Raw genomic sequence first — 26,086 nt, 5'->3', positions numbered from 1 at the left:
GGGGCAGAAAGTTACACCGCGGCGGTTCCGGATGCCCTACATTCAGGTTCGACCGTTGTCCTGCCCCGTGGAGACCTGCAATGCCCCGTCTGTCGCTGCTGATGTCCGCCCTGCTGCTGGCCACCCCCGGCCTGGCCGCCGCCGCCCCCGCCGAACGCCCCGAAGTGGCGGCCGCCGCGACCCGCCTCAAGGCCCAGGTGATCGACTGGCGCCGCGATTTCCACCAGCACCCGGAGCTGTCCAACCGCGAGGAACGCACCTCGGCCAAGGTCGCCGAGCGCCTGCGCGCGATGGGCCTGAAGCCGCAGACCGGCATCGCCCATCATGGCGTGGTGGCCATCATCAAGGGTGGCAAGCCCGGCCCGCGGATCGCCCTGCGCGCGGACATGGACGCCCTGCCGGTGACCGAACAGACCGGCCTGCCGTTCGCCTCCAAGGCCACCAGCACCTACCGCGGCGAGACCGTCGGGGTAATGCACGCCTGCGGCCACGATGCCCACACCGCCACCCTGCTGGGCGTGGCCGACGCGCTGGTGAAGATGCGCGCGAACCTGCCCGGCGAAGTGATGCTGATTTTCCAGCCTGCCGAAGAAGGCGCGCCGCCGCCGGAAGAGGGCGGTGCGGCGCTGATGCTCAAGGAAGGCCTGTTCAAGGACTTCAAGCCCGAGGCAGTGTTCGGCCTGCATGTGTTCTCCAGCGTGCCCGCGGGCCAGATCGCGGTGCGCGGCGGCCCGCTGATGGCGGCCTCGGACCGGTTCGGGATCAAGGTGATCGGCCGCCAGACCCATGGCTCGGCCCCGTGGAACGGGGTGGACCCGATCGTGGCCACGGCCGACCTGGTCGGCACCGCGCAGACCATCGTCAGCCGCCGCGCCAACCTGTCCAAGCAGCCGGCGGTGGTGACCTTCGGTGCGATCAAGGGCGGCATCCGCTACAACATCATTCCCGATGAAGTGGAGATGGTCGGCACCATCCGCACCTTCGACGAGGGCATGCGCCAGCAGATCTTCGCCGACCTGCGCAACGTGGCCGAGCACACCGCGGCCGCGCACGGGGCCAAGGCGGAAACCGAGATCTACGAATCCGAAGGCAACCCGGCCACGGTCAACGACCCGGCCCTGACCGCGCGGATGCTGCCGAGCCTGCAGGCCGTGGTGGGCGAAGGCAATGTCTACGAGCCGCCGCTGCAGATGGGCGCCGAGGACTTCTCGCTGTATGCCCAGCAGGTGCCGGGCATGTTCTTCTTCGTCGGCTCGACCGGCGAGGGGATCGATCCGGCCACGGCGCCGGCCAACCATTCGCCGAAGTTCCTGCTCGATGAGAAGGCGCTCGATGTGGGCCTGCGCGCGCTGCTGCAGGTGAGCCTGGATTACCTCAATGGGACGCCGGCTGCGGCGCCTGGCGCGGGCTGAAGCCAGCGGACGGCTGGTAGACGGCAGGTCCCGGCCGCTGGCCGGGGCGAAAACCGGCACGGGCGGGAGGGTTCCGATCCTCCCCCCGACTGGGGATGCAACCACCCGGCCGCCGGGTCCGTTCGTTTTCGCCGGCGGACGCCGCGCGCCTACCGGCGTAAAATGGCGGCATGAATACCCCCCAGGACTCCAGCCTCGGTCGCGAGGTGGCTTACCCGTCGCAGTACGATCCCGGCCTGCTTTTCCCCATCCCGCGCCGCGGCGCCCGCGAAGAGATCGGCCTGGACGAGGCGGCGCTGCCGTTCGTCGGCCATGACCGCTGGCAGGCCTATGAGCTGAGCTGGCTGGACGGGCGCGGCAAGCCGCGCGTGGCGGTGGCCACGGTCAGCGTGCCGTGCACCTCGCCGAACCTGATCGAATCCAAGTCATTCAAGCTGTACCTCAATTCGCTCAACAGCACGCGCTTCGACGATGACGCGGCTGCGCGCCTGTGCATCACGCGCGATCTGTCGGCCTGTGCGGGGGCGGTGGTGACGGTCGTGTTCGGGGTGCCACCGCTGGTGGAAGACGCCGAGGGCGAATCGCTGGACGAGCGCGACGTGGCCATCGAGCGCTACGGCCCACCGGCGCCGGAATTCCTGTTCGCCTATGCCGATGACGTGGTCACCGAGACATTGAGTTCGGCGCTGCTCAAGTCCAACTGCCCGGTCACCGGCCAGCCGGACTGGGCCAGTGTCAGCGTGCGCTACCGCGGCCCGAAGATCGACCGCGACGGCTTGCTGAAGTACCTGATCAGCTACCGCGAACACGCCGAGTTCCATGAGCAGTGCGTTGAGCGGATCTTCAGCGAGATCACCCAGCGCTGCCAGCCACAGTGGCTGGAAGTGGAAGCGCGCTACACCCGGCGCGGCGGGCTGGACATCAACCCGTGGCGGGCCAGCCCGGGCATCGAACTGCCGGCCCGCACCGTCCGCGACCTGCGCCAGTAGAGCGACCCCACGGGTCGCTGCCCCGGAACCCGGCACCACGCGCAGCCACCCATGGGGTGGCTCTACCCCCGGGCAACGTGGCCGCCGGTAGCCGTTCCGCGCGCCTTCACATCCACGCCATGCCCCATTAACAAGGGCTGTGACACCGTGCCTCCCATGTCGTCAATCAAGACGGGAGTGTATGGATGAGTACCGATAAGAAAGTCGACTTTTCCGGTGTCAGCGCCAGCGTTGACACCACCGCGCAGAAAGTCGATCAGGTCGATTTCTCGGGTGTGACCGCCTCGGTGGATACCACCGCGGAGAAGGTAGGAGGCACCTACACGGTGCAGAAGGGCGATTCGCTCTCGAAGATCGCCAAGCAGGAACTGGGCGATGCCAATGCGTGGAAGCGCATCTTCGAGGCCAACCGCGACGTGCTGGACGATCCGGACAAGATCCAGCCCGGCCAGACCCTGAAACTGCCGCCCAAAGCCTGATCCACTTTACTGCCCACCATCACACAGGGAGCAATCTCCATGAAGAAGTCGTCCATCAGTACTGCCGTTCTCGCTGCGCTTCTGGCCACCGTAGCCCTGGCTGGCTGCAAGAAGAAAGAAGACACCGCCGATAACAACGCACAGCCGGCGGCGACCGCGCCTGCCGCGCCGGCTCCGATGACCGAAGCCGCGCCGCAGCCGATGACCGCTGCCACCGGCGTGACCGTTTCGACCGTCACCGTCGGCAAGAGCGCTGCGGCGGACAAGACCGTCACCTCGGCCGCATTGTTCGCGCCGAAGGACGACATCATCGTCTCGATCCGCACGGACGGCAGCGCCAACAACGCCAACGTCGCGGCCAAGCTGACCTTCCAGAACGGGCAGGTCGCCGGCGAGCAGAACCAGGTGGTCAATACCACCGGTGCCGAGACCACCAACATCTCCTTCAAGAATGCCAATGGCTGGCCGGCGGGCAAGTACCGCGCGGAAGTCACGGTAGATGGTAAGGCGGCTGGATCGCCGCAGGAGTTTGAGGTCAAGTAAGCCTAGACGCCGACTCTCTCCCGGCAACAGGCTCACGATGGACGCAGCCGCGAGGCTGCGTCTTTTTTATGGGCGCCTGCCGGACCACAGCGTTCCAGTACGTTTGCGTATGGGATGGCTTTGCTCCGGGGGGCTGAAAACGCGACAATGCGGGGGTTTCCCGCCGTGCGCGCCGTTGGTCGGCGCGGTCCCCGGGGAAAGTGCGGGCCCGCTGTGCCAGGCCCTGCACGCGACACGGTTGCACGCGGCCCGGCATTGCCGCCGGCCATCATTCACGAGATCTGCAAGAGAGCCCTGATCCCCCATGTCGAACACGCCCAAGATTCTCTACACGCTCACCGATGAAGCCCCGTTCCTGGCCACGCAGTCGCTGCTGCCGATCGTCGAGGCCTACACCGCCACCGCCGGCATCGCCGTGGAAACCCGCGACATCTCGCTGTCCGGCCGCATCCTGGCCCTGTTCCCGGATTACCTGAAGGATGACCAGAAAGAGGCCGACCACCTGGCCGAACTGGGCCAGCTGGCGACCACCCCGGATGCGAACATCATCAAGCTGCCCAACATCAGCGCCTCGGTGCCGCAGCTCAAGGCCGCGATCAAGGAACTGCAGGACCAGGGCTTCGCGCTGCCGAACTACCCGGACGTGCCGACCGACGACGTCTCGCGCGACATCAAGGCGCGCTACGACAAGGTCAAGGGCAGTGCAGTGAATCCGGTGCTGCGCGAAGGCAACTCCGATCGCCGCGCGCCGCTGTCGGTCAAGAACTACGCCCGCAAGCACCCGCACCGCATGGGCAAGTGGTCCAAGGACTCCAAGTCGCACGTTGCGCACATGGATGGCGGTGACTTCTACGGCAGCGAGAAGTCGGCCACGTTGGCCAACGCCGGCAGCCTGAAGATCGAACTGTTCAAGGCCGACGGCAGCAGCGTCGTGCTCAAGGAAAAGACCGCGGTCAAGGCCGGTGAAATCGTCGATGCCGCCGTGATGAGCCGCAATGCGCTGGCCTCGTTCGTGCAGGCGCAGATCGCCGATGCCAAGGCCAAGGGCGTGCTGTTCTCGCTGCATCTGAAGGCCACCATGATGAAGGTCTCCGACCCGATCATGTTCGGCGTCGTCGTCGAGGAGTTCTACAAGGACGTGCTGGCCAAGCACGCCGACGTGCTCAAGCAGGCCGGTTTCGATCCGAACAACGGCATCGGCGATCTGTCCGCGCGCCTGCCGCAGCTGCCCGAAGCGACCCAGGAAGCGATCAAGGCCGACCTGGCTGCCGAGTACGGCAAGCGCCCGGGCCTGGCCATGGTCAATTCGGACAAGGGCATCACCAACCTGCACGTGCCCAGCGACGTGATCGTCGACGCCTCGATGCCGGCGATGATCCGCGACTCCGGTGGCATGTGGAACGCCGACGGCAAGCTGCAGGACACCAAGGCCGTCATTCCGGACCGTTGCTACGCCGGCGTGTACCAGGCGGTAATCGACGATTGCCGCACCCACGGTGCCTTCGACCCGGCCACCATGGGCTCGGTGCCCAACGTGGGCCTGATGGCGCAGAAGGCCGAGGAATACGGCTCGCACGACAAGACCTTCCAGATCCCGGCTGACGGCACCGTGCGCGTCACCGACGAGGCCGGCAAGGTGGTGTTCGAGCACGCCGTGCAGACCGGTGACATCTGGCGCATGTGCCAGACCAAGGATGCGCCGATCCAGGACTGGGTGAAGCTCGCCGTCAACCGCGCCCGCCTGAGCAACACCCCTGCGGTGTTCTGGCTGGATGCCAACCGCGCGCACGACGCACAGGTGATCGCCAAGGTCGAGACCTATCTGAAGGACCACGACACCAACGGCCTGGACATCCGCATCCTGGCCCCGGTGGAAGCGACCGCCTTCTCGCTGGACCGCATCCGCAAGGGTGAGGACACCATCTCGGTGACCGGCAACGTGCTGCGCGACTACCTGACCGACCTGTTCCCGATCATGGAGCTGGGCACCAGCGCCAAGATGCTCTCCATCGTGCCGCTGATGGCCGGTGGTGGCCTGTTCGAGACCGGTGCCGGTGGTTCGGCCCCCAAGCACGTGCAGCAGTTCGTGGAAGAGGATTACCTGCGCTGGGATTCGCTCGGTGAGTTCCTCGCCCTGGCCGCTTCGCTGGAACACTTGGGCAACCGTTACGACAACGCCGGTGCCACCGTGCTGGCCAAGACCCTGGACCAGGCCAACGGCCAGTTCCTGGACAACGACAAGTCGCCGTCGCGCAAGCTCGGTGGCATCGACAACCGCGGCAGCCACTTCTACATCGCGCTGTACTGGGCCCAGGCCCTGGCCGCGCAGGACGACGATGCCGCGCTGAAGGCCCGTTTCGCGCCACTGGCCAAGGCACTGGCCGACAACGAGCAGGCCATCGTCGGTGAGCTGGCCGCGGTGCAGGGCAAGGCGGTCGATATCGGTGGCTACTACCGCCCGGACGTGGCCAAGGCCAGCGCCGCGATGCGCCCCAGCAGCACCTTCAACAGCGCGCTGGCTGCGCTGTAAGGCAACGGTCCCGCCACTGCGGTGATCGATGAAGAACCCGCGCTCCGGCGCGGGTTTTTTTATGGGTGATTGGTTCTGATCGGGCGGCAGTTCACTGGCGGCCGGGACGGCGGCCAAGCTGGGTCGAGAGGAGGGCGATCTCCGCATCCAGCGCAGCCTGCTGCTCTGCGGCCATCAAACGCAGGACGACGGTGCCATCTGTCTCCGTGCAGGCACCCGTGTTGAAGCACAGCGCATCCATCAATTCACTTCCCACCCCGCAGGCAAGTCCACGTTGGCAGGCGGTGATCTGCCACGCCAATCCGGTGATGAGCGGATCTCCACCCGCGGCTCCCGTCGCAGCGGCTCCCTGAGCAAGGGCCCCCAGATACGCCATCGCCGTCGCGTCGTCGCCCGCAATGACCTGCTCCATCAACTGGCCATACTCCGCCGGCGTGAGAGGTGCCGTAGCGGTCTGGCGAAGACGCAACCAAAGCTGCGAAGCAAGATCACCCTGGCGTGCGGCCTGCTCGCGCCAAGCCAGCATGGCGTCAAGTGGAATCACCTGCCCGCCATCCACACCGCCACATTGCGCGAAAACACGTTCGCCGGTCAGGCGCATCTGCTGCGCGGCATCTGGATCCGGATGCACCCTGGCCGCGCTTTCGACGCCCTCGAGATAGGACGCACGCCGGAGGTTCACCAGAAAACACTTCTCGTACAGCTCGGCCAACCGACGCTGCGCGTGGACATCACCGCCTCCGGCCGCAGCGCTGACACGTTCGAACTCTCTGCGGGTGGCATCTTCGAAGCCGGCCGCGAGTGGTCCAGACTTAAGCGCATGAGGGGCTGGAGCGACAGCCTCCGCGGACAGCGCAGGTGTCGAAGAAGGTCCTGCCATGGTCTGCGATGCCCGTGACGGGTCACGTTGGCCCCAGAACACGGCTATCAGTATTGCCGCCAGCAACAAGGCGCCCGCCCACACTGTCCTGCGACGGCCTGTCGTCATCACTGCCCCTGTTCGATAGTTGATGGTTGATGGGGCGACTCTACCCCGGAACCCGGGTGCACACCTGCGCCGACTGGGCAACCGCCCAGTCGCTGCCGTATGGTGGCGGCAGGTCCTCTGGAAGTGGCTGCATGCGCCTGCTGTTCCTGCCGGTTCCATCATTGCTCCGTCCGGGGCGTCGCATGAACGCGACGCCGGACGCGCTCGCGCGGCTGATCCGCGATGGCTTCGAGGACTACCATGCGCGCTTCGCGGCGATCAGCCGGCGCGCGCGCCAGCGTTTCGAACAGAGGGACTGGGCCGGAGCCCGGCAGGACGCCGTGGAGCGCATCGGGCTGTACGACCTGTGCATCGCCGGGCCCGTCGATGCCCTGCGCCGCGCAGCGGGCGCGGACATCGGTGAGCGCGCGCTGTGGCTGCGCATACGCCCCGCCTACGCTGCACTGCTGGCCGGCTTGATCGACGCCGAGCTCTACAAGACCTTCTACAACACGCTGGCGCGGCGGGTGTTCGCCACCCGCGGTGTGGACGGTGCGATCGAGTTCATGGCGATGGACGTGGAGCCGTCCGATGCCATTACCCATCCGGTCGCGCGACACAGCTACACGCTCTCTCCCACGCGCCCGGCGGACGCGTTCATGCGCGTGCTCGGCGACTATCGGTTCGATGTGCCGTATGCACACCAGCTGCGCTGCGCCGCGGCGGTGGCCGTGCGCCTGCAGGACGATCTGGCACATTGGGGGGATTACCCGGTGCGCAGCATCGAACTGCTCGATACGGTGTTCTACCGTGAGCGCCGCGCCTATCTGGTGGGGCGCGTCTTCGGCGAGCATCGCTTCTCGCCCTGCGTGATCGCACTGGTCCATGACGAGCGCGGCCTGCGCGTCGATGCGGTGCTGAGCCGGCGCCGCGATCTCGCGCATCTGTTCGGTGTCTCGCGCAGCTACTTCCAGGCCGACCTGGCGACCGTTGGCGATGCGGTGGTGTTCCTGCGCAGCCTGCTGCCGGGCAAGCCGGTCGATGAGATCTACACCGTGCTCGGGCGCGCCAAGCAGGGCAAGACCGAGCGCTATCGCACGTTCTTCCGTCACTTCCAGGACCAGCCCGGCGAGCAGCTGGTGCATGCCGATGGCACGCCCGGCATGGTCATGGCGGTGTTCACCCTGCCCAGCTATCCGCTGGTGTTCAAGCTGATCCGCGACCGTTTCGCCTGGCCCAAGACCATGACCCGGCACCAGGTCGAAGAGAAGTATGCGCTGGTATTCAACCTGGACCGTGTCGGCCGGCTGCTCGACGCGCAGCCCTATCGGCACCTGCGCTTCCCGCGGTCGCGTTTCTCCGCGGCGCTGCGCGAGGAACTGCTGACCCAGTGCGCCGGCAGCGTGCATGAGGAGGGCGAGGAACTGGTGATCGCGCTGTGCTACGTGCAGCGACGCTTCCGTCCGCTCAATCTGTACCTGCGCGAGCAGACCGCCGAGGCGCGTCGCATTGCCGCGCTCGACTACGCGCAGGCGATCACCGACATGGCGCGCAACAACATCTTTCCCGGCGACATGCTGCCGAAGAACTTCGGCGTGTCGCGGCATGGGCGTGCCGTGTTCTACGACTACGATGAGCTGTGCCTGGTCACCGAGTGTGCCTTCCGTGCCTGGCCGGCGCCGCGCAACGAAGAGGAAGCGCTGGCCGACGAGCCATGGTTCCAGATCGGCCCCCAGGACGTGTTTCCCGAGCGCTTCTGGATGTTCATGGGGCTGCCGGCGCCCGAGCTGGCGGCGGTGCGCGAGCACTTCGGGCATCTGTTCGATCCGGCGTGGTGGCAGCGGCTGCAGGCCGGTTTCGCGGCCGGTGATTTTCCGGATACCCCGCCGTACGCCGGGGCGCTGCGGCTGGCCTGATTGTCCACCCGATTCCCACTGCGCTACGCTGTCAGGCATCCACAAGGAGAGAGTGCGATGCGTTGTTCCCCTATTCTTGCCCTGGCATTGGCCTTCAGCGGCGTGGGCATGGTCGTGGTCCCCGATGCGGACGCACAGACCAAGCGTGAGGTGCGCGAGCAGGCCGAAGCCAGCATGGTGCTTACCGGCGAGATCGATATCGGCACCGAAGGCCAGGTCGAAGCGTTCCGTCTGGACAAGCGCGCGCAGGTCGACGAGACCATCGTCACCTTCGTCGAAAATGCCGTGAAGACGTGGCGTTTCGCCCCGGTGCTTGTGAATGGCCAGGCCGTCAAGGCACGTACCCCGGCCACCATCCGCCTGGGTGCGAAGAACAACCCCGATGGCACCGGCCTGATCACGCTGCTGGCGGCGAATTTCGAAACGTACGACGAAACCTCGACCGACAACGTCACCAAGGTGAAGATGACGCCGCCGGTGTATCCCGAGGATGTCTTCAACGCGCGCGGGCGTGGCGATGTACTGCTGCTGATACAGGTCGGGCGCGACGGGAGGGTGCTGGATGTGGCCACCGAGCAGGTCAATCTTCGTGTGATCGCCAACGAGGCGAACATGCGGAAAATGCGCGACAAGCTGGCCCGCGTGTCGATGGGCGCCGCACGTAAGTGGACCTTCAAGGCGCCCTCTACCGGAGATCAGAAGGACGAGGCGAGCTGGACCATCCGGGTGCCGGTGCGATTTTCGTTCAGCGATGAGGTGGAGCGCTACGGCCGCTGGGATGCCTACATTCCCGGCCCGCACCAGCAGGCCCCGTGGCGCAGCGACAAGGCACTGAGCGCCGATGCCAATGCCGACCTGCTGCCCGCCGGCGGCGTGTTCATGGCCGACGCCGCCAGCAAGGCGCCGAAGCTGCTGACGCCGCTCGGCGGCTGAGACTAACAGGAGCGCGGGCGTCGCGCCCGCGGTCCCTCATCCTACGCCCGGACTGCCGGGCTGCGGGTACACCACCGTGCGGTTGCGGCCCTGTTCCTTGGCCATGTACAGGGCCTTGTCGGCCAGCCGCAGCGCCTGCTGCGGATCATCGTGATAGGTCGGGTAGTGGGCCACGCCCAGCGACACGGTGACCGTGCCGACCTGCTCGAACACTTCGGCGGCCACCTGGATACGCAGGCGCTCGGCCACCTGCGCGGCATGGAGGGCATCGATGCCCGGCAACAGGATCAGGAACTCCTCGCCGCCGTTGCGGCAGAGCAGATCGGTGTCGCGTGAGCCATCGCGCATCAATTGCGCGATGCGCAGGATCACGGCGTCGCCGACCGCATGACCGAAGCGGTCGTTGATGCTTTTGAAGCGGTCGATGTCCAGCGCGATGATCCCGAACGGCTGGCCGCGTGCCTGCCAGTCTTCCAGCCCCTGCTGCAGGCCGCGCCGGTTCTGCAGGCCGGTAAGGGGATCGGTCATGCTGGCGCGGTTGAGCTTGCCGATGCGGTCCTGCAGCAGGTTGAAGCTGTACAGCAGGGCGGCTTTGAGCTGGGCGACTTCGTAGTACCAGGCCCGGATACCGGTGACGTGGCGGATCGCGATGCCGGTGTCGCGGTTCTGCACGTTGCGCGCCAGCTGCCATAGCGGCAGCGAGATGCGCCGCGCAAACCACCAGGTGATCAGCAGCGACAGGATGCCCAGCGGAATCGCATTCCAGATCACCGCCGACATCAGCTTGGACAGTGAGGCCAGCGTGGCGGTGGTCGGCCGCTGGGCCACCACCCCCCAGCCAACGCTCGGCACCGGCGCGTACCCGGCCAGCATCTGCACGCCATGGGTATTGCGCACCTGCTGGGCGCCCGAGTGGCCCTGGGTGACTGCCTGTACGGCCGGGTTCTGCAGCGCGAACTGGCCGACCCGGTCCTGCTCGATGTGGTACAGGATGCGGCCGTTGCGGTCGACCACGTACAGGTAGGAACCATCGCGGTAGTAGTGCTTGCCCAGCAACGACTGCAGGATGCTGCGCTGGCGCAGGTAGATGGTGCCGCTGACGTAGCCCTGGTACTGGCCCTGCGCGGAGAAGATCGGGTGCGAGATCGCCACCAGCAGCCGGCCGGTGGCCGACTGGTACGGATCGCTGATGAACGGCGCACGCCGGGCGAGGGCGTCGCGGTTGCCAGCACTGTTGAGCAGCACGCCCTGCAGGGCAAGACTCTGCGGTGAGGTGGCCAGCACGGTGCCCCCGGCATCGACGATCAACACCGAGTTGAAGCTGTTGGTCTGCAGTTGCAGGCGGGCGGCCTCGGCCTCCAGCGCCTGGCGATCATGCTGGCGCTGGCCGAGCACGGTGGCGCTGTAGGCCACCTGCTGCTGAGCGGAGAGCACGAAGTTCTGGGTCGATTCGGCGAGCTTGCTGGCGTACACGCGGTTGGCTTCCAGCGTGTTGCCGATCAACTGTTCGCGCTGCACGCGGTAGCTGGCATGCAGGGTGTTGGCCAGGGCGATGATCGCGCTGAGCAGGGCCAGGGCAAGGATCAACGTGCCGAGGTTGAGGCGGGCGGACAACGGGCGCATGCGGTTCACGGGCAGCAGGGTGCAGCACCAACCGGAACACGCGGATGGAACGGCAGCAGCGAAGCAGTCAGGAGCGCACGACACAGTGCCGAACCGGTGCGCGTGCCGCGCCCGCCTTTCGACGACCCCGCCCCCGGGCGGTCAACAACTCTTTGGGCGGCGATTATTGCGGATTACACCCCCACGTGGGTGAAGTGGGCACCGCGGTGGCGGCCTTCAGCGTTCCAGGCGCCTGCGCAGTACGCCGCGCAGGTGATCGGCGCCGGCCTGGTCCAGTGGTCCGAGCACACCGCGTACGGCCTCGGGGATGTGCGCGGTGGTGTGTTCATCGGCCTGGAAGACGTAATGCTGGAACATCGCCTGCCAATGCGCGCGCTGCGCCGGCGGCAGATCGCGGAGCGCCAGCAGCGAGAGCATCAATGCGTTCATCGGCGCATCCATCCACGCCGGCACCGGCCGCCACCAGTAATTGACCAGCACGTTGAACGCCTCCAGCCCTTCCATGTGGTGCCACCACAGCGATGGAATGAACACGGCATCGCCCGGCCCCAGCTCGGCCACCTGTGCGTGCGCCAGTGCCGCGCTGAAGCTTGGAAACCGCACCAGGTCCGGTGCGGCGAAATCGACCAGGCTGACCGCCTGCCCGGCCGGCGTGAAATCCAGTGGCCCGATATACAGATTGCCCACCTGCGATGGGGGGAACAGGGTGACGCGGCGGCGGCCGGCGGCTACGCAGGCCAGGTTGTCCGGCACGTCCTGGTGGGCGGCGATGCGCGAGCGGTTGCCGATCCAGATGCTGGCCAGCGGATCGTCCACCCCCAGTTCCAGCGCATTGGCCTGGCGGAAGCCAGGCAGGAAGCTGTCCAGCGTGGTCGATGCCACATAGATCGACGGCGGTGCCGGTGCCGGCGCGTACTTGAGCAGGGTATCGAGCACGACCTTCAACGGGATCTGCTCGCGGCGGAAATTGAAGCCACTCATGTCCGCGTTGTAGAACACCCGTCCCCGGGCCTCCGGTGGCGCCGTGGTGGCAGTGACCGGCAGCGCGCCGTGATCGAACTGCTTGAGATGGTCAACCGCCGCCTGCGCGGACCGGGTCGCTGCAGCGACCAGCGGCCACCCGGCCACCAGCCCGCGGATCACCTTCGGCGTGGTCCAGCCGGGCAACTGCGCGTGCAGCTGCGCCGGATCCAGATCATGCAGTTCCTCGATCGGGCCGGGCATGGCGGACATCGGCATCCTGATGGCAGGGGCGGGTGGCGCCCACGGTAGCGCGCAGGTGAGGGAAGCGGAAGGCCGCGGGATGAGCGCGGCCTTCCGGTGCTGCAGCTCGGCAGTGCCGACTCAGAACTTGTAGCGGACGCCGAACATGTACCGCGGGCCGGTCTGGGTGGCGTAGCGCAGCATGTTGGTGTGGCGCGAGTAGGTGCGCATGGTCTCGTCGGTCAGGTTGATCGCTTCCAGGCTCAGGGTCAGCTGCTCGCTGACCGCGTAGCTGATGTTGAGATCAAGCTGGCCGTAGGCTTCGGTGTAGTTCGGGTTGGGGCCCTGGCCGCCGATGCCGTTGAGGAACTTGTCGCGCCAGTTGTAGGCCGCACGCACCTGCCAGGCGTTCTTGTCGTAGAACAGCACCGCGTTGGCAGAATCGCTGAGGCCGATCATCGGATACTGGTCGCCCAGGCTGAGGTTGTCGAAGGTCAGGCCGGACTTCACCTTGGTGTAGTTTGCCGCCACGCCAAAGCCGGACTGGCCGAACAGATGCTGCACGGCCACTTCCCAACCCTGGAGGTGGTCCGAACGCTGGTTGGCCGGCAGGGTGACGTCAAACCCGGCAATCGGATCCCCCGGCTGGCCGACGATGCTGCCGGTCTGCTGACCTGCGGAATTGACGCCGGTGGAGGTCACGCCCGGGTCGCCGGCATGGTTGGTGAAGATGTAGTTGCGGATGCACACCGTATCGGTGGCCACGCAGCCCGATGCCAGTGCCTCGTTCCAGTAGGCGCCGCCCACGGGGGTGTGCAGGCTGCCTGCATCCTCACGCGCGATCGTATTGCTGATGAAGTTCTTGATGTTCTTGCGGAAGAAGCCGACCGAGGCGTAGCTGGCCTCTCCGTAGTACCACTCCAGCGAGAGATCGAAGTTGTCCGAGAGCAACGGCTCCAGTGCCGGGTTGCCACGCGAGCCGGTGCCGCCCTGGGTGCGAACGATGTTGTCCAGACGCTGCCCGCTTTCGATCTGCGTCCAGCCTGGACGGCCGAGACTGCGGCTGTAGCTGCCGCGCAGCGCCAACGATTCGCTCAGGTCCAGCTTCAGGTCGAGATTGGGCAGGATGTAGTCGTACTTGCCCTTGCCACCCACGAAGGCGCCTTCGTCGGCGTAGGTGATGTTGAACTCGTTGAGCGAATTCCAGCTGATGGAGGTCGGGACGCGCACCAGCGCCTGCGATTCCACCTCGGTTTCTTCGTAGCGCACACCCGCGGCAATATGCAGCGGCATGTTCCAGTCAAAGGTAGTGCGGTATTGCAGGTAGGCGCTCTTGGACGTTTCCGTGGTGCGGATGTCCTCGGAGTATTCCGTCGGGGCGACATAGCAGGTGGGGCAGGCCGGTTCCACGCCATTGGCCACCTGGGCGGCACGATCGCGCAGGCGGTCGAAATCGAACACCAGGAACTGGCCCGTCAGGCGCGGATCGTTGTGGCCGGAGAACGCCTTGAAGTACTTGGCCATGTCATCGGCGTACCAGATGCTGTCATCGTAGTCCGCAGGCGTACCGACGCCGCCCCAGCTGTCTCGCTGCATGATGGCCGCCGCCGAGCGGTTGTCCACCTTGGTGTGGCCCACGCCGAAATCCAGCGCGGAGTAGTCGGCAAAGCGGAACACGCCCTTGGCCTGCAGCTGCTCCACTTCAGACTTGTTGTAGCTGTTCTGGAAGACCGAGCCGGTCACCAGGGCATCCGATGCCTGGATGCCGCCAGGAGGCAGTGCGATGTTGATGATGGGGAGGTCGCCGCTGTAATCGACCGTGGTCTTGCCACGCACGTAAGCGGCGACGCCAAGCACGCCCGCCGAGCCGTAGGGGCCATCGGGCTGCGATTCGGCACTGGCGCGGTTGTAGTCGAAGGTCATGTCCAGCGCGTCGTTGACCTCCCACTCGACGTTGAAGCCTACCGCTTCCATGTTGTTCTTGGTCGCCAGCTTCATGCCGCCCATGGCCACGTCGCCGTTGACCACGTCTTCGCTGTAGACGATCGGCGCGGCAACCGGGCCGTTGGTCCAGGTGCTGTCGCCGGGGCCGTAGTTGAACCACACCGACAGTTCGCTGCGCTGCTGCTGGACCTTGTTCTCGACATAGGTGTAGTCCAGCGTGGTGGTCACGTTGTCCAGCGGCTTCCACTGGAACGTGGCCTGCCCGTTGGTGCGCTGGCGCTGTACCGCATTGACGTTGTAGGCCGAGTTCTGCGGGCGGCCATAGATATCATCGGGGCCCGGGCGGTTGGTGATCCGGTCGGCATAGCCCGTGCCGGGTTGTGGCAATGCCCGCCAGTCGGTGGTGTCGCTGCCACGAAGCGTCGCCCAGCCTTCGGCAACGGTCGCCTGGTTGAAGCCGGAATCGCGTTCCTGGTGGCTGGCACTGAGTGCAACGCCGAAGCGTCCGTCGGCGTAGGTCTGGCTGAAGATGCCCGACAGCTCACCGGTGATGTTGGACCCTTGCAGCGTGCGCGGCACGTTGTCATTGGAGGTGTCGTGCACCGCCTTCAGGCCCAGGCTGACGACCGGCGCCGCCTCCAGTGGACGCAGCGTCTTGATGTTGATGGTGGCACCGATGCCGCCGGTCGGATTGTCGGCGCGGGTGGTCTTGTAGACCTCCACGGCCGAAATCGATTCGGAGGCGATGTTCGCAAAGTCGAACGATCGCGAGCCGTTCAGGCCGGCACCGCCGTTGCCGAGGTTGGACGCCGGCATCTGCCGGCCGTTCAGGAGCACCAGGTTGTAGTCCGGGCCGATGCCGCGGACGGTCACCTTGGAGCCCTCGCCGCTGGAGGTACGGTCGATCGACACGCCGCTGATGCGCTGCAGCGATTCGGCCAGGTTGGTATCCGGGAACTTGCCGATGTCCTCGGCAACGATGCCGTCGACCACGCCCTGGCTGTCGCGCTTGAGGTTCATCGACGAGGTGAGGCTGCCACGGATGCCGGTGACCTGCACCGCATCCAGCGTGGTGGGGTCGACGCCATTCGGGGCTGTCGTGGAGGTTTCCCGGGCCGCGGGATCCTGCGCCCAGGCCGGGCCGGCCAGGACAGCGAGAAGTGCGGAGGTGAGCATCGCCTTGCGGGGTACGGCCTTGTACGTCTTCATGATGATCCCTCCCCAGGGAATTCGATCGTGGCGGTTCTGCGTTGTGTCGGCGCGGGTTCCAGTGCGCACGGCCCGGATTGGAGCCATGGTTGACAGCGTTGTCAACAAACGACGTCCCCGCTGCGCTTTGCCTGGCCATCGTCACGCGTTCCACGTTGCCTGCACATCCGGCACCTGCGCGGCGGAAGCACTGCAACGCAGGCGTTGTGGCCCGATTCCACCGGGACGTCGGCCGCCGGAAGGAGGATGCACACGCGTTGTGCAGTGCAGAACGAAACTGCGCGAAGTGAATCGCGTGCACGCATCGCAGCATCGCGGGCCACGGACAGCGGATGGCTGACAGCGCTGGACAATCGCGGTCCAAGCAGGTTCCATGTCTGGCCGCCGACTGGCCGGCTCTCCCAATCTGGAAGGACATGCAATGGACACTCCTGCTGCCGTCCGCGGACAACATGTGCAAAGCAATGGCGTTGCACTGGCCGTGGTCACCGCCATCTTTTTCATGTGGGGTTTCCTCACCTGCCTCAACGACATCCTGATTCCGCACCTGAAGGCGGCGTTCGCGCTCACCTGGGTGCAGGCGATGCTGGTCCAGTTCACCTTCTTCGGCGCGTACTTCCTGATGTCGCTGCCCACCGGGCGCCTGGTCGCGGCGGTGGGCTACAAGCGCGGCATCGTTGCCGGCCTGGCCATCGCCGGTGTGGGCGCGCTGTTGTTCTGGCCGGCGGCACAGGCGCATGTGTATGGCCTGTTCCTCGGCGCGCTGTTCGTGCTGGCCACCGGCATCACCGTGCTGCAGGTCGCTGCCAACCCCTATGTTGCGCTGCTCGGTCCGGAGCAGACCAGTTCCAGCCGGCTGACCCTGGCGCAGTCGATGAACGCGCTGGGCACCACGATCGCGCCGTTGTTCGGCGGCCTGCTGATTCTCTCGGCCGCGCCGCGCACCGCCGATGAACTGGCCCTGCTGCCGCAGGCCGAGGCACTGGCTTACCGCGCCGCCGAAGCGCAATCGGTGCAGCTGCCGTACTTCGGCCTGGCCGTCGCGCTGTTCGTGCTGGCGGTGGCGATCTGGATGTTCCGCCTGCCGGCCATTCCCGGCGTGGAAGGCGCGGCCGCCACCGGCAGTGGCCGCCTGCGCGATGCGCTGCGCCATCGCCACCTGCGCTATGGCGTGCTGGCCATCTTCTTCTACGTGGGCGCGGAGGTCTCGATCGGCAGCGTGCTGGTCAATTTCCTTTCGATGCCCGGTATCGGTGAGGGGCTGACCGAGCAGGAAGCCACGCGCTACGTGTCGCTGTATTGGGGGGGGGCGCTGGTCGGCCGTCTGCTGGGTGCGGCATTGCTGACCCGGCTGGACCCGCGCCGCATGCTGGGGGTCTTCGCGTTGATCGTGATCGCCCTGCTGACGCTGACGATGCTCGGCAGCGGCAACCTGGCCAAGTGGAGCGTGGTCAGCATCGGCCTGTTCAACTCGATCATGTTCCCGACCATCTTCGCGCTGGCCATCGCCCGCCTGGGCACGTTGACCGGGCAGGCCTCCAGCCTGCTGGTGATGGCGATCGTGGGCGGCGCGGTGATCCCGCTGGCGATGGGATGGCTGGCCGACCATCACGGGCTGCAGGTGTCCTTCCTGCTGCCGATGCTGTGCTACCTGTTCATTGCCTTCTACGCCTGGCGCGGTTCACGCCACAGCCACTGAGGCAGGCGCTCAGCGGCGACGCGGGGGGTGCGTGGATTCACGCACCAGCACCGCATGGTCGACGGTGACCATGACCCCGGCCTCCGGGGAGCGGATGCGGTCGATCAACTGCTCGGTGGCCAGCCTGCCCATGGAGGCGGTCGGCTGGCGCACGGTGGTCAGCGCCGGGTAGATGTGCCCGGCGATCGGCGTGTCATCGAAGCCGCAGACCGACAGGTCGCGGGGAATGCGCAGGCCGCGCTGCCCGGCGACGCGGAACACCGCGGCGGCCATGTCATCGTTGGCGGCGAAGATCGCGCTCGGCGGCTCCGGCAGGTCCAGCAGTGCATTGGCCGCCTCGATGCCGGATTCGAACGAGAACTGCCCGTTGACCACCAGCGCCGGATCGTAGGCGATGCCGTACTGGCGCAACGCCTGGCGGTAGCCGGCCAGGCGCCACTGGCAGGCCCCGTGCGCGCGCGGGCCCTTGATATGGCCGATGCGGCGATGCCCCTGCGCGACCAGATGACCGATCAGTTCAACCACTGCGGTGGTCTCATCCATGCGCACGCCGATGCAGCCGTCCGGATGCCGCGGTGCGATGGACGCATACGGAATCTCATGCTCTTCCAGGTAGGCCAGCACCACCGCGTCATCGGTCAGCGGCGGGATCAGCACCACCCCGTCCGGGCGCGAATTCTCGAACAGCGCAGCCAGGTCGGGCAGGGTGCGGCGCGCCGTGCCGACCGGGCCCAGGATCAGGTTGTAGTGGTGGGCATGGCACGCCTCCAGCATCCCGTTCTGGATTTCCATGAGGTAGTTGCGCGAGGGATTGTTGTAGACCAGCGCCAGTGCATACGAGCGCTGCCCGGCCAGGCTGCGCGCGGAGAGGTTGGGCTTGTAGCCCAGCCGCGTCACGGCGGCCAGCACCCGCTCGCGGGTTTCCGCGCGCACGTTGGGCTCGTTGTTGAGCACGCGGGAGACCGTCTTGATCGATACACCCGCAACGGCGGCGACATCCTCGATACGACTACGCATGGTGCGGGGGTTCCTCTCGGAGGGGCGGGCGGCCAGGTGCCGATGGTAGTGCGCGTGTGTCACATCGATGTTGCCGATGCAGGCGGATGTTGCCATGCCGGCGACGTGCGTGGCGGGTTCGGGTTTTCCATGCCGCGATGCAGCAGTTCAAGCACGGCCTGGACATCATCTCCGGTGGTGATCCCCGCTGCAGCGGGACGCCGTTCGCAAGCGGGGCCGCGGGCGGTTGACAGCGTTGCCATGGGCTTATATGACAGCGCTGTCAGAGAGGGGCGCTGACCGCTGCCCGGCTGCGGTCCCGCCCGTTCCGTTCGCGCGTATTTCATCAGAGGAAGATGTCCAGTGACCAGCTCCAACAAGACGATTCTCGCTACCTGCCTGCTGGCTGCGCTGGCCTCGACGGCCGGTGCCGCACCGGCCACCGGTGAACGCCTCAAGGACTGGCCCCATGTGACCAGCGCGATCGGGCCGGATGCTGCGCTGGAGGCGCGGGTGCAGGAGATCGTGGCGCAGATGACGCTGGCGCAGAAGGTGGGCCAGATGACCCAGCCCGAGATCAAGATGATCACGCCCGACCAGGTCCGCCAGTACTACATCGGCTCGGTCCTCAATGGCGGCGGCTCCTGGCCGGGCATGGACAAGCACGCCACGGTCGCGCAGTGGCTGCAGTTGGCCGATGCGTATCGGGCGGCCTCGCTGGCCACCGATGCGCGCACACCGATCCCGGTGATCTGGGGTACCGATGCAGTGCACGGCCACAACAACGTCTACCGTGCCACGCTGTTCCCGCACAACATCGGGCTGGGCGCGGCCGGCGACGCCGCGCTGATCGAGCGGATCGGCCGGGCCACCGCACACGCGGTGCGTGCCACCGGCATCGACTGGGTGTTCGCGCCGACGCTGGCAGTAGCGCACGATCCACGTTGGGGGCGCACCTACGAAAGCTATTCCTCCGACCCGCACGTGGTACGGGAATTCGCCCAGGCCTACGTCAAGGGTGCGCAGGGGCGCTTCGGCGACGACGGCAATGTCGTTGCCACCGCCAAGCACTACATCGGCGATGGCGCGACCGACAGCGGCCGCGACCAGGGCGAAGCGCTGGTCGACAAGGCCACCATGATCAACGTGCACGGGCAGGGCTACTACGGTGCGCTTGGCGAAGGCGTGCAGACGGTGATGGCCTCGTTCAACAGCTGGAACGACCGCAGCGGTGGCGTCGACTACGGCAAGATGCACGGCAACAAAGCGCTGCTGACCGGCGCGCTGAAGGAGAAGATGGGCTTCGACGGTTTCGTCGTCTCCGACTGGAACGGCATCGCCCAGGTGCCGGGCTGCCGCAACGACAGCTGTGCGCAGGCGATCAACGCCGGCATCGACATGGTGATGGTGCCCGACGACTGGAAGGCCTTCATCGCCAACACCATCGCCCAGGTGGAGAGCGGGGAGATCCCGATGGCGCGCATCGATGATGCGGTCACCCGCATCCTGCGCGTGAAGCTGCGCGCGGGCCTGTTCGATCACAAGCCGTCCGACAGCCGCCATGCCGGTGACGTCGCCGCCGTGCAGCACCGTGAGCTGGCGCGCCAGGCCGTGCGTGAGTCGCTGGTGCTGCTCAAGAACGAGGCCAAGGTGTTGCCACTGCGCCGCGATGCGCGGGTGATGGTGGTCGGCAAGAGTGCCGACAACCTGTCCGATCAGTCCGGTGGCTGGTCGCTGACCTGGCAGGGCACCGAGAACCGCAATGCCGATTTCCCCACTGCCGATTCGGTGCTGGGTGCGCTGCGTGCCGAACTTGGCGCACAGAAGGTTGCCTACAGCGCCGATGCGACGGCGCTGGATCCCGCGCAGTTCGACGTCGTGGTGGCCGTGATCGGCGAGACGCCATATGCCGAAACCAACGGCGACATCCTCGCGTCCGATCCGGTCAGCCACAGCCGTGCCTATCCGCAGGATCTGGCCGTGCTGCGCGCGGCCCAGGCCAGTGGCAAACCGGTGGTGACCGTGTACTTCTCCGGGCGCCCGATGTACACCAACGATCTGCTCAACCACTCCCAGGCCTTCGTGGCGGCGTGGTTGCCGGGTACCGAAGGCAAGGGCATCACCGACGTGCTGGTGGCTGGCAAGGACGGCAAGCCCGCGCATGATTTCCGCGGGCGGCTGAGCTTCCCGTGGCCGGGCGTGCCGTGCCCGGCGCCGATCGACCGCCCGGATCCGAAGCAGCCGCCGCTGTTCGCGCTTGGCCACGGCCTGAGTTACCGCACCCCGGGCAAGGTCGACCGCCTGCCCGAAGCCAACCCGGACAACTGCGGCGAGGTCACCACGGTGCCGATCTTCAACCGGGCCGACACGCCGCCGTTCGCGCTGCATGTGGCGGCCGCTGGTGCCACCCAGCCGCTGGGCAACGACCTCAACGCCACGTTGCGCTGGCCGGCCGCCGCGCCGGTAGTGCAGGTACGCACCGTGCAGATCAATACCCAGCAGGATGCAAAGGAAGTGACCTGGCTGGCGCCGGCGCAGTTGATCGCACGCAGTTCCTCGCGGCGCAACCTGGGTGCGCTGGCCCGTAATCACGGCGCGCTGCAGTTTGACGTGCAGCTGGTGCAGCGCCCGGTGTCGCCGGTGAAGGTGACCATGCAGTGCGGTACCGGCTGCGAGGGCGGCGTGGATATCGCGCCGGTCCTGGCCACCCTTTCGCCGGGGCAGAAGCAGACCGTGACCGTACCGCTGGCGTGCTTTGCCAAGCAGGGCGTGGACCTGGGTGCGGTGGAAGCACCGTTCGTGGTGAGCGCCGACAAGCCGTTCGCGGCGGCGTTCACCCAGGTGCGCGTATCGGTGGATGCAGACAATGCGGCGGGCGGGGTGCGCTGCCCGTAGCGCCGGGCTCTGTCCGGCCGGCGTTCGGCGGAGGATGTGTGGAGCCGGCCAGCGGCCGGCACTACCCGGGCACCCCTCAACGAAAAAGGCCCCGCGATGCGGGGCCTTTCTCTGTCCGGAAGATGCGCCTATCAGCGCTTCATCGAACCGAAGAACTCGTCGTTGGACTTGGTGTTCTTCATCTTGTCGAGCAGGAATTCCATCGCGGCCATTTCATCCATCGGATGCAGCAGCTTGCGCAGGATCCAGATCTTCTGCAGCAGTTCCGGTTCGATCAGCAGGTCTTCGCGACGGGTGCCCGAGCGGTTGATGTCGATCGCCGGGAACACGCGCTTTTCAGAGATGCGGCGGCTCAGGTGCACTTCGCTGTTGCCGGTGCCCTTGAACTCTTCGTAGATCACCTCGTCCATCTTGCTGCCGGTATCGACCAGCGCGGTGGCGATGATGGTCAGGCTGCCGCCTTCCTCCACGTTGCGCGCGGCGCCGAAGAAGCGCTTCGGACGGTGCAGGGCGTTGGCGTCCACACCACCGGTGAGCACCTTGCCGGAGCTGGGCACCACGTTGTTGTAGGCACGCGCCAGGCGGGTGATCGAGTCGAGCAGGATCACCACGTCCTTCTTGTGCTCGACCAGGCGCTTGGCCCGCTCGATTACCATTTCGGCGACCTGCACGTGGCGCGCAGCCGGTTCGTCGAAGGTGGAGCTGATGACTTCGCCGCGCACGGTGCGCTGCATTTCCGTCACTTCTTCCGGGCGCTCATCGATCAGCAGCACGATCAGGTGCACGTCCGGATGATTGGTGGTGATCGCCGTGGCCACCTGCTGCATCATCATCGTCTTGCCGGCCTTGGGCTGGGAGACGATCAGCGAACGCTGACCCTTGCCCTGCGGTGCCATCAGATCGAGGATGCGGCCGGTGATGTCTTCGGACGAACCGTTGCCGCGTTCCAGGGTGAAGCGCTTGCGCGGGAACAGCGGGGTGAGGTTCTCGAACAGCACCTTGTTCTTGGACGCTTCCAGTGGCTCACCGTTGATGGTGTCCACGATCGACAGCGCGAAGTAGCGTTCGCCGTCCTTCGGGAAGCGGATGCGGCCGGACAGGTGGTCGCCGGTGCGCAGGTTGAAGCGGCGGATCTGGCTGGGCGAAATGTAGGTATCGTCCGGGCCAGCCAGGTAGCTGGCTTCGGCCGCACGCAGGAAGCCGAAGCCGTCGGGCAGGATTTCCAGCACGCCGTCGGCGGCGACGCCGTCACCATGACGGGTCAGCACCTTGAGCAGGGCGAAGATCACGTCCTGCTTGCGGGCACGGGCCACGCCTTCGGAGATCTGCAGCTGCTCGGCGATTTCCAGCAGCTTCTGCGCCGGCATGCGCTTGAGGTCGCTCAGCGAATAGACCGGGAAGCCCTCGGGCACATTGGCCTGCTGGCTGCGCACGAACGGCTGCTGTTCGCCGTTGTCCTGCGGCATGCCGTCATCGTTGTAGCGATCGCCACCGCGGTTGCGGTCACGGCGATTGCGGAAACGGTCGCGGCGGTTGCCTTGGCCCTGACCCTGGCCTTGGCCTTGGTTCTGGCCCTGACCCTGCTGGTACGGGTTCTGCCCGCCCTGCTGGTTCTGGTTCTGGTGCCGGCCATTCTGGTTGCGCTGGCCACCGTCGCCGGTGTCCTGCTGACCACCGCCCTGCGAGGGCGATGCGTCGCCACCGGCAGGAGCTGCCGGCGCCGATGCCTGCGGGGCTGCCGAAGGAGCAGCAGCCGGCGCCGGCGCGTCAGACGCGGCAGCCAGAGGCAGAGCGGGTTGTGAGGGGGGGGAACCTGCCTCGGCAGCGGTGTTGGCGGCGGCCTTGGCGACGCGCGGCTTGCGCACGCGCTTCTCGGCGGGCGCGTCGGCGCTCCCGGGTTCGGAAGTAGTGATATCGGACAAGTGCTGGATTCCTCGCTAGAAGGTGCGAGCGCCCGGCAGGGCGGCGAACGTTGGGAAAGGATCTGGAAGGAAACTGCGTCCAGAAGATGCGGCGCGCGAATGCGGCCGGATATGCCGACACTAACACCGGCTCGCGGCAGCGCGCAAGCCGGGTGGGGCAGGGTCATTCATGCGGGCGATGGGCCCGCGTGGCAGCCGGGCGGGGCCGGCTGCCTGCAGCGATCAGGCCAGGGCCTTGTCGAGCATGCCGGCCAGCTGGGCCTTGCCGACGGCACCGATCTGCTGGGCCTGGACTTCGCCGTCCTTGAACACCAGCAGCATCGGGATCGAGCGCACGTGGTACTTGGCGGCCAGGGCACGGTTCTGGTCCACGTTGACCTTGGCGATCTTGGCGCGGCCGTTGTAGGCGTCGGCCAGTTCATCCAGGGCCGGGGCGATCATCTTGCAGGGACCACACCATTCGGCCCAGAAATCGACCAGCACCGGTTCCTTGGAATTCAGCACTGCGCTATCAAAGTCGGCGTCGCCGACATGTACAACCTTGTCGCTCATCTTGGTTTCTCGTCTGGTAATGCACCCGGCAGGGCCGGAGGAAGTTGAATTTGGGCAACGCCAACCGGGCGTCACCCTCGTCTGGTGCCTCGTGGCCGCGGGCGGCCAGCGGTGCGTTCGGCAGATGCCTGGACGCTCACGGGGCGCAGTGTACCGCTATCGCCGTGACCGGACAGACGCTGGTTGGAAAGAAGCGTCCCGTGATCGCCCCCCTGTCCAAGCGGGGCGGTCACGTCAGATATGTGGCACCACCGGCTTGGGTTCCAGTCCAACGGACGCGGCTGTTCAACCGGCGGCAGGGCCGGTGAACGCGGGGTCCAGGGGCCAAGCCGACGCCGACAGGGCCACCCAGAGGTCCTGATGCCGGGAATTCTCAGAGGATGGTGCGACCGCCGGTCCCGGTTTGGGGCCGACATTGCGCTAAACTGGGGCATTGCGCGGCGCCCTGGACCCAAGTCCGGCCCCGCCAATCCCGGCGCAGGGGCCGTTTGCGACGGTGCCCCCCAAGATGATGCAAGCCACCCGCACCTCTGCCGGCTGGCCTTACCAAGACGGACTCATGAGCGACAAACCGCTGACCGATTTGACCTTCTCCTCCTTCGAGCTGCACCCGGCCCTGCAGGCCGGCCTTGAAGGAGCCGGATTCACCCGCTGCACGCCCATCCAGGCGCTGACCCTGCCGGTCGCGCTGCCCGGCGGCGACGTCGCCGGCCAGGCCCAGACGGGTACCGGCAAGACCCTGGCCTTCCTGGTCGCCGTGGTCAACCGCCTGCTGACCCGCCCGGCGCTGGCCGACCGCAAGCCGGAAGACCCGCGCGCGCTGATCCTGGCGCCGACCCGCGAGCTGGCCATCCAGATCCACAAGGACGCCGTGAAGTTCGGCTCCGACCTCGGCCTGCGCTTCGCGCTGGTCTACGGTGGCGTGGATTACGACAAGCAGCGCGAGATCCTGCAGCAGGGCGTGGACGTGATCATCGCCACCCCGGGCCGCCTGATCGACTACGTCAAGCAGCACAAGGTGGTCTCGCTGCATGCCTGCGAGATCTGCGTGCTCGACGAAGCCGACCGCATGTTCGACCTGGGCTTCATCAAGGACATCCGCTTCCTGCTGCGCCGCATGCCCGAGCGCACCACGCGCCAGACGCTGCTGTTCAGCGCCACGCTCAGCCACCGCGTGCTGGAGCTGGCCTATGAGCACATGAACGAGCCGCAGAAGCTGGTGGTGGAGAGCGAATCGATCACCGCCGCCCGCGTGCGCCAGCGCATCTACTTCCCGGCCGACGAAGAGAAGATCCCGCTGCTGCTGGGCCTGCTCTCGCGCAGCGAAGGCGCCCGCACCATGGTGTTCGTCAATACCAAGGTGTTCGTCGAGCGCGTCGCGCGTTCGCTGGAGAAGGCCGGCTACCGCGTCGGCGTGCTGTCCGGGGATGTGCCGCAGAAGAAGCGCGAAAGCCTGCTCAACCGCTTCCAGAAGGGCCAGCTGGAAATCCTGGTGGCCACCGATGTGGCCGCCCGCGGCCTGCACATCGACGGCATCAAGTACGTCTACAACTACGACCTGCCGTTCGATGCGGAAGACTACGTGCACCGCATCGGCCGCACCGCGCGGCTGGGCGAAGAGGGTGATGCGATCAGCTTCGCCTGCGAGCGCTACGCGATGGGCCTGCCGGATATCGAGGCCTACATCGACCAGAAGATTCCGGTCGAGCCGGTCACCAGCGAAATCCTGACCCCGATTCCGCGCGCGCCGCGTGCACCGTCGCCCGAAGGCGAGGGTGATGCCGAGGGCGACGAGAACGAGAGCGTCGGCCAGATCTTCCGTGAAGCGCGCGAAGCGCGTGCGGCGGAAGAGCAGCGTCGTGGCGGTGGCAGCAGCCGCGGCGGCAAGCCGTCCGGCGGTCGTGGCGAGCGCCGCGCCCCGGGTGAGCGCAGTGCCGATGGCAAGCCGCGCCGTGAGCGCAAGCCGCGCGTGGAAGGCGAGCAGCCGGTGGCTGCCGCCGCCGATGCCGTGGCCAAGCCGCAGCTCGCACCGATCGCCGCCCCGTCCGCCGAAGGCAGCCCGGCCGTGGAAGGCGAGCGCGCCCCGCGCAAGCGTCGTCGCCGTCGCCACGGCCGTCCGGTCGAAGGTGCCGAAGGCGCGGCAGCCACCGGCCCGGTGACCCCGGTGCAGGTGACCGCCAAGCCGATGCGCGGCACGCCGGCCGCCGATCCGGGCGCCTCGTTCCTGACCCGCCTGGGCCGCAAGATCCGCCGGATGCTCTCCGGTTCGTAAGA

The 26,086-nt window shown here is 66.8% G+C and carries 17 protein-coding genes; 10 read left to right on the top strand and 7 right to left on the bottom strand.

Annotated elements, in window-relative coordinates:
* Nucleotides 1–80 precede the first annotated feature (80 nt).
* From C0R07_RS07870 to C0R07_RS07850, 5 genes are all read left to right on the top strand, one after another.
* Nucleotides 81–1,412: a M20 family metallopeptidase gene (locus tag C0R07_RS07870; protein WP_070426096.1), complete on the top strand. Its 1,332-nt coding sequence runs from the start codon at nucleotides 81–83 to the stop codon at nucleotides 1,410–1,412.
* Nucleotides 1,413–1,582: 170 nt separating this feature from the next.
* A complete protein-coding gene (queF, locus tag C0R07_RS07865; protein ID WP_070472261.1) occupies nucleotides 1,583–2,401 on the top strand; it encodes an NADPH-dependent 7-cyano-7-deazaguanine reductase QueF in 819 nt (272 codons plus the stop codon).
* A gap of 185 nt (nucleotides 2,402–2,586) precedes the next feature.
* Nucleotides 2,587–2,880 (top strand): LysM peptidoglycan-binding domain-containing protein, encoded by a 294-nt coding sequence (locus C0R07_RS07860; RefSeq protein ID WP_070426094.1) that lies wholly within the window; start codon nucleotides 2,587–2,589, stop codon nucleotides 2,878–2,880.
* A gap of 39 nt (nucleotides 2,881–2,919) precedes the next feature.
* Nucleotides 2,920–3,423, top strand: a complete 504-nt coding sequence (locus tag C0R07_RS07855; RefSeq protein WP_070472258.1) for a hypothetical protein — start codon at nucleotides 2,920–2,922, stop codon at nucleotides 3,421–3,423.
* Between the two features lie 304 nt (nucleotides 3,424–3,727).
* Nucleotides 3,728–5,953 (top strand): NADP-dependent isocitrate dehydrogenase, encoded by a 2,226-nt coding sequence (locus C0R07_RS07850; RefSeq protein WP_070472255.1) that lies wholly within the window; start codon nucleotides 3,728–3,730, stop codon nucleotides 5,951–5,953.
* A 91-nt stretch (nucleotides 5,954–6,044) separates the two neighbouring features.
* Here the strand turns inward: C0R07_RS07850 and C0R07_RS07845 are convergent, their stop codons facing one another.
* Entirely contained in the window at nucleotides 6,045–6,665 is a 621-nt protein-coding gene (locus C0R07_RS07845) for a hypothetical protein (RefSeq protein WP_102788616.1), read from the bottom strand.
* Nucleotides 6,666–7,123: 458 nt separating this feature from the next.
* On the opposite strand from C0R07_RS07845, the gene aceK reads away from it, so the two are divergent.
* Together aceK and C0R07_RS07835 are read left to right on the top strand one after the other, a co-directional pair.
* On the top strand, nucleotides 7,124–8,836 hold the full coding sequence (gene aceK, locus C0R07_RS07840; RefSeq protein ID WP_102788739.1) for a bifunctional isocitrate dehydrogenase kinase/phosphatase: 1,713 nt from the start codon (nucleotides 7,124–7,126) through the stop codon (nucleotides 8,834–8,836).
* Nucleotides 8,837–8,893: 57 nt separating this feature from the next.
* The gene (locus C0R07_RS07835; RefSeq protein ID WP_146027592.1) at nucleotides 8,894–9,769 is read left to right on the top strand and encodes an energy transducer TonB; all 876 of its coding nucleotides are present in this window, start codon (nucleotides 8,894–8,896) and stop codon (nucleotides 9,767–9,769) included.
* A 36-nt stretch (nucleotides 9,770–9,805) separates the two neighbouring features.
* On the opposite strand, the gene C0R07_RS07830 is transcribed toward C0R07_RS07835, so the two are convergent.
* From C0R07_RS07830 to C0R07_RS07820, 3 genes are all read right to left on the bottom strand, one after another.
* Nucleotides 9,806–11,392 (bottom strand): sensor domain-containing diguanylate cyclase, encoded by a 1,587-nt coding sequence (locus C0R07_RS07830; RefSeq protein WP_070472249.1) that lies wholly within the window; start codon nucleotides 11,390–11,392, stop codon nucleotides 9,806–9,808.
* A gap of 216 nt (nucleotides 11,393–11,608) precedes the next feature.
* Complete coding sequence (locus C0R07_RS07825) at nucleotides 11,609–12,625, bottom strand: cupin-like domain-containing protein (RefSeq protein WP_102788614.1); 1,017 nt, start codon at nucleotides 12,623–12,625, stop codon at nucleotides 11,609–11,611.
* 111 nt (nucleotides 12,626–12,736) lie between these two features.
* Nucleotides 12,737–15,748, bottom strand: a complete 3,012-nt coding sequence (locus C0R07_RS07820; protein WP_019183504.1) for a TonB-dependent receptor — start codon at nucleotides 15,746–15,748, stop codon at nucleotides 12,737–12,739.
* Nucleotides 15,749–16,169: 421 nt separating this feature from the next.
* On the opposite strand from C0R07_RS07820, the gene C0R07_RS07815 reads away from it, so the two are divergent.
* Nucleotides 16,170–17,447 carry a sugar MFS transporter gene (locus C0R07_RS07815; RefSeq protein WP_167390337.1) on the top strand — a complete coding sequence of 426 codons (1,278 nt, stop codon included), beginning with the start codon at nucleotides 16,170–16,172 and terminating at the stop codon, nucleotides 17,445–17,447.
* Between the two features lie 9 nt (nucleotides 17,448–17,456).
* Here C0R07_RS07815 and C0R07_RS07810 read toward each other — a convergent pair whose 3' ends face one another.
* Nucleotides 17,457–18,464, bottom strand: coding sequence for a LacI family DNA-binding transcriptional regulator (locus C0R07_RS07810; RefSeq protein WP_046273075.1), 1,008 nt, complete (start codon nucleotides 18,462–18,464; stop codon nucleotides 17,457–17,459).
* A 342-nt stretch (nucleotides 18,465–18,806) separates the two neighbouring features.
* On the opposite strand from C0R07_RS07810, the gene C0R07_RS07805 reads away from it, so the two are divergent.
* On the top strand, nucleotides 18,807–21,338 hold the full coding sequence (locus C0R07_RS07805) for a glycoside hydrolase family 3 protein (protein ID WP_102788612.1): 2,532 nt from the start codon (nucleotides 18,807–18,809) through the stop codon (nucleotides 21,336–21,338).
* Between the two features lie 131 nt (nucleotides 21,339–21,469).
* Here C0R07_RS07805 and rho read toward each other — a convergent pair whose 3' ends face one another.
* Both rho and trxA read right to left on the bottom strand, forming a co-directional pair.
* The gene (gene rho / locus C0R07_RS07800) at nucleotides 21,470–23,260 is read right to left on the bottom strand and encodes a transcription termination factor Rho (RefSeq protein WP_019183508.1); all 1,791 of its coding nucleotides are present in this window, start codon (nucleotides 23,258–23,260) and stop codon (nucleotides 21,470–21,472) included.
* Between the two features lie 222 nt (nucleotides 23,261–23,482).
* Nucleotides 23,483–23,812: a thioredoxin TrxA gene (gene trxA / locus C0R07_RS07795; RefSeq protein ID WP_019183509.1), complete on the bottom strand. Its 330-nt coding sequence runs from the start codon at nucleotides 23,810–23,812 to the stop codon at nucleotides 23,483–23,485.
* Between the two features lie 559 nt (nucleotides 23,813–24,371).
* Between trxA and rhlB the strand changes: the two genes are divergently transcribed.
* Nucleotides 24,372–26,084, top strand: a complete 1,713-nt coding sequence (rhlB, locus tag C0R07_RS07790; protein WP_102788611.1) for an ATP-dependent RNA helicase RhlB — start codon at nucleotides 24,372–24,374, stop codon at nucleotides 26,082–26,084.
* Nucleotides 26,085–26,086: the final 2 nt, after the last annotated feature.

Origin of the sequence: Stenotrophomonas bentonitica (assembly GCF_002887735.1) — a bacterium.
GTDB classification, from domain to species: domain Bacteria; phylum Pseudomonadota; class Gammaproteobacteria; order Xanthomonadales; family Xanthomonadaceae; genus Stenotrophomonas; species Stenotrophomonas bentonitica_A.
Note: the sequence above shows the minus strand (reverse complement) of the source record. Positions and strands in the feature narration are given on the sequence as shown.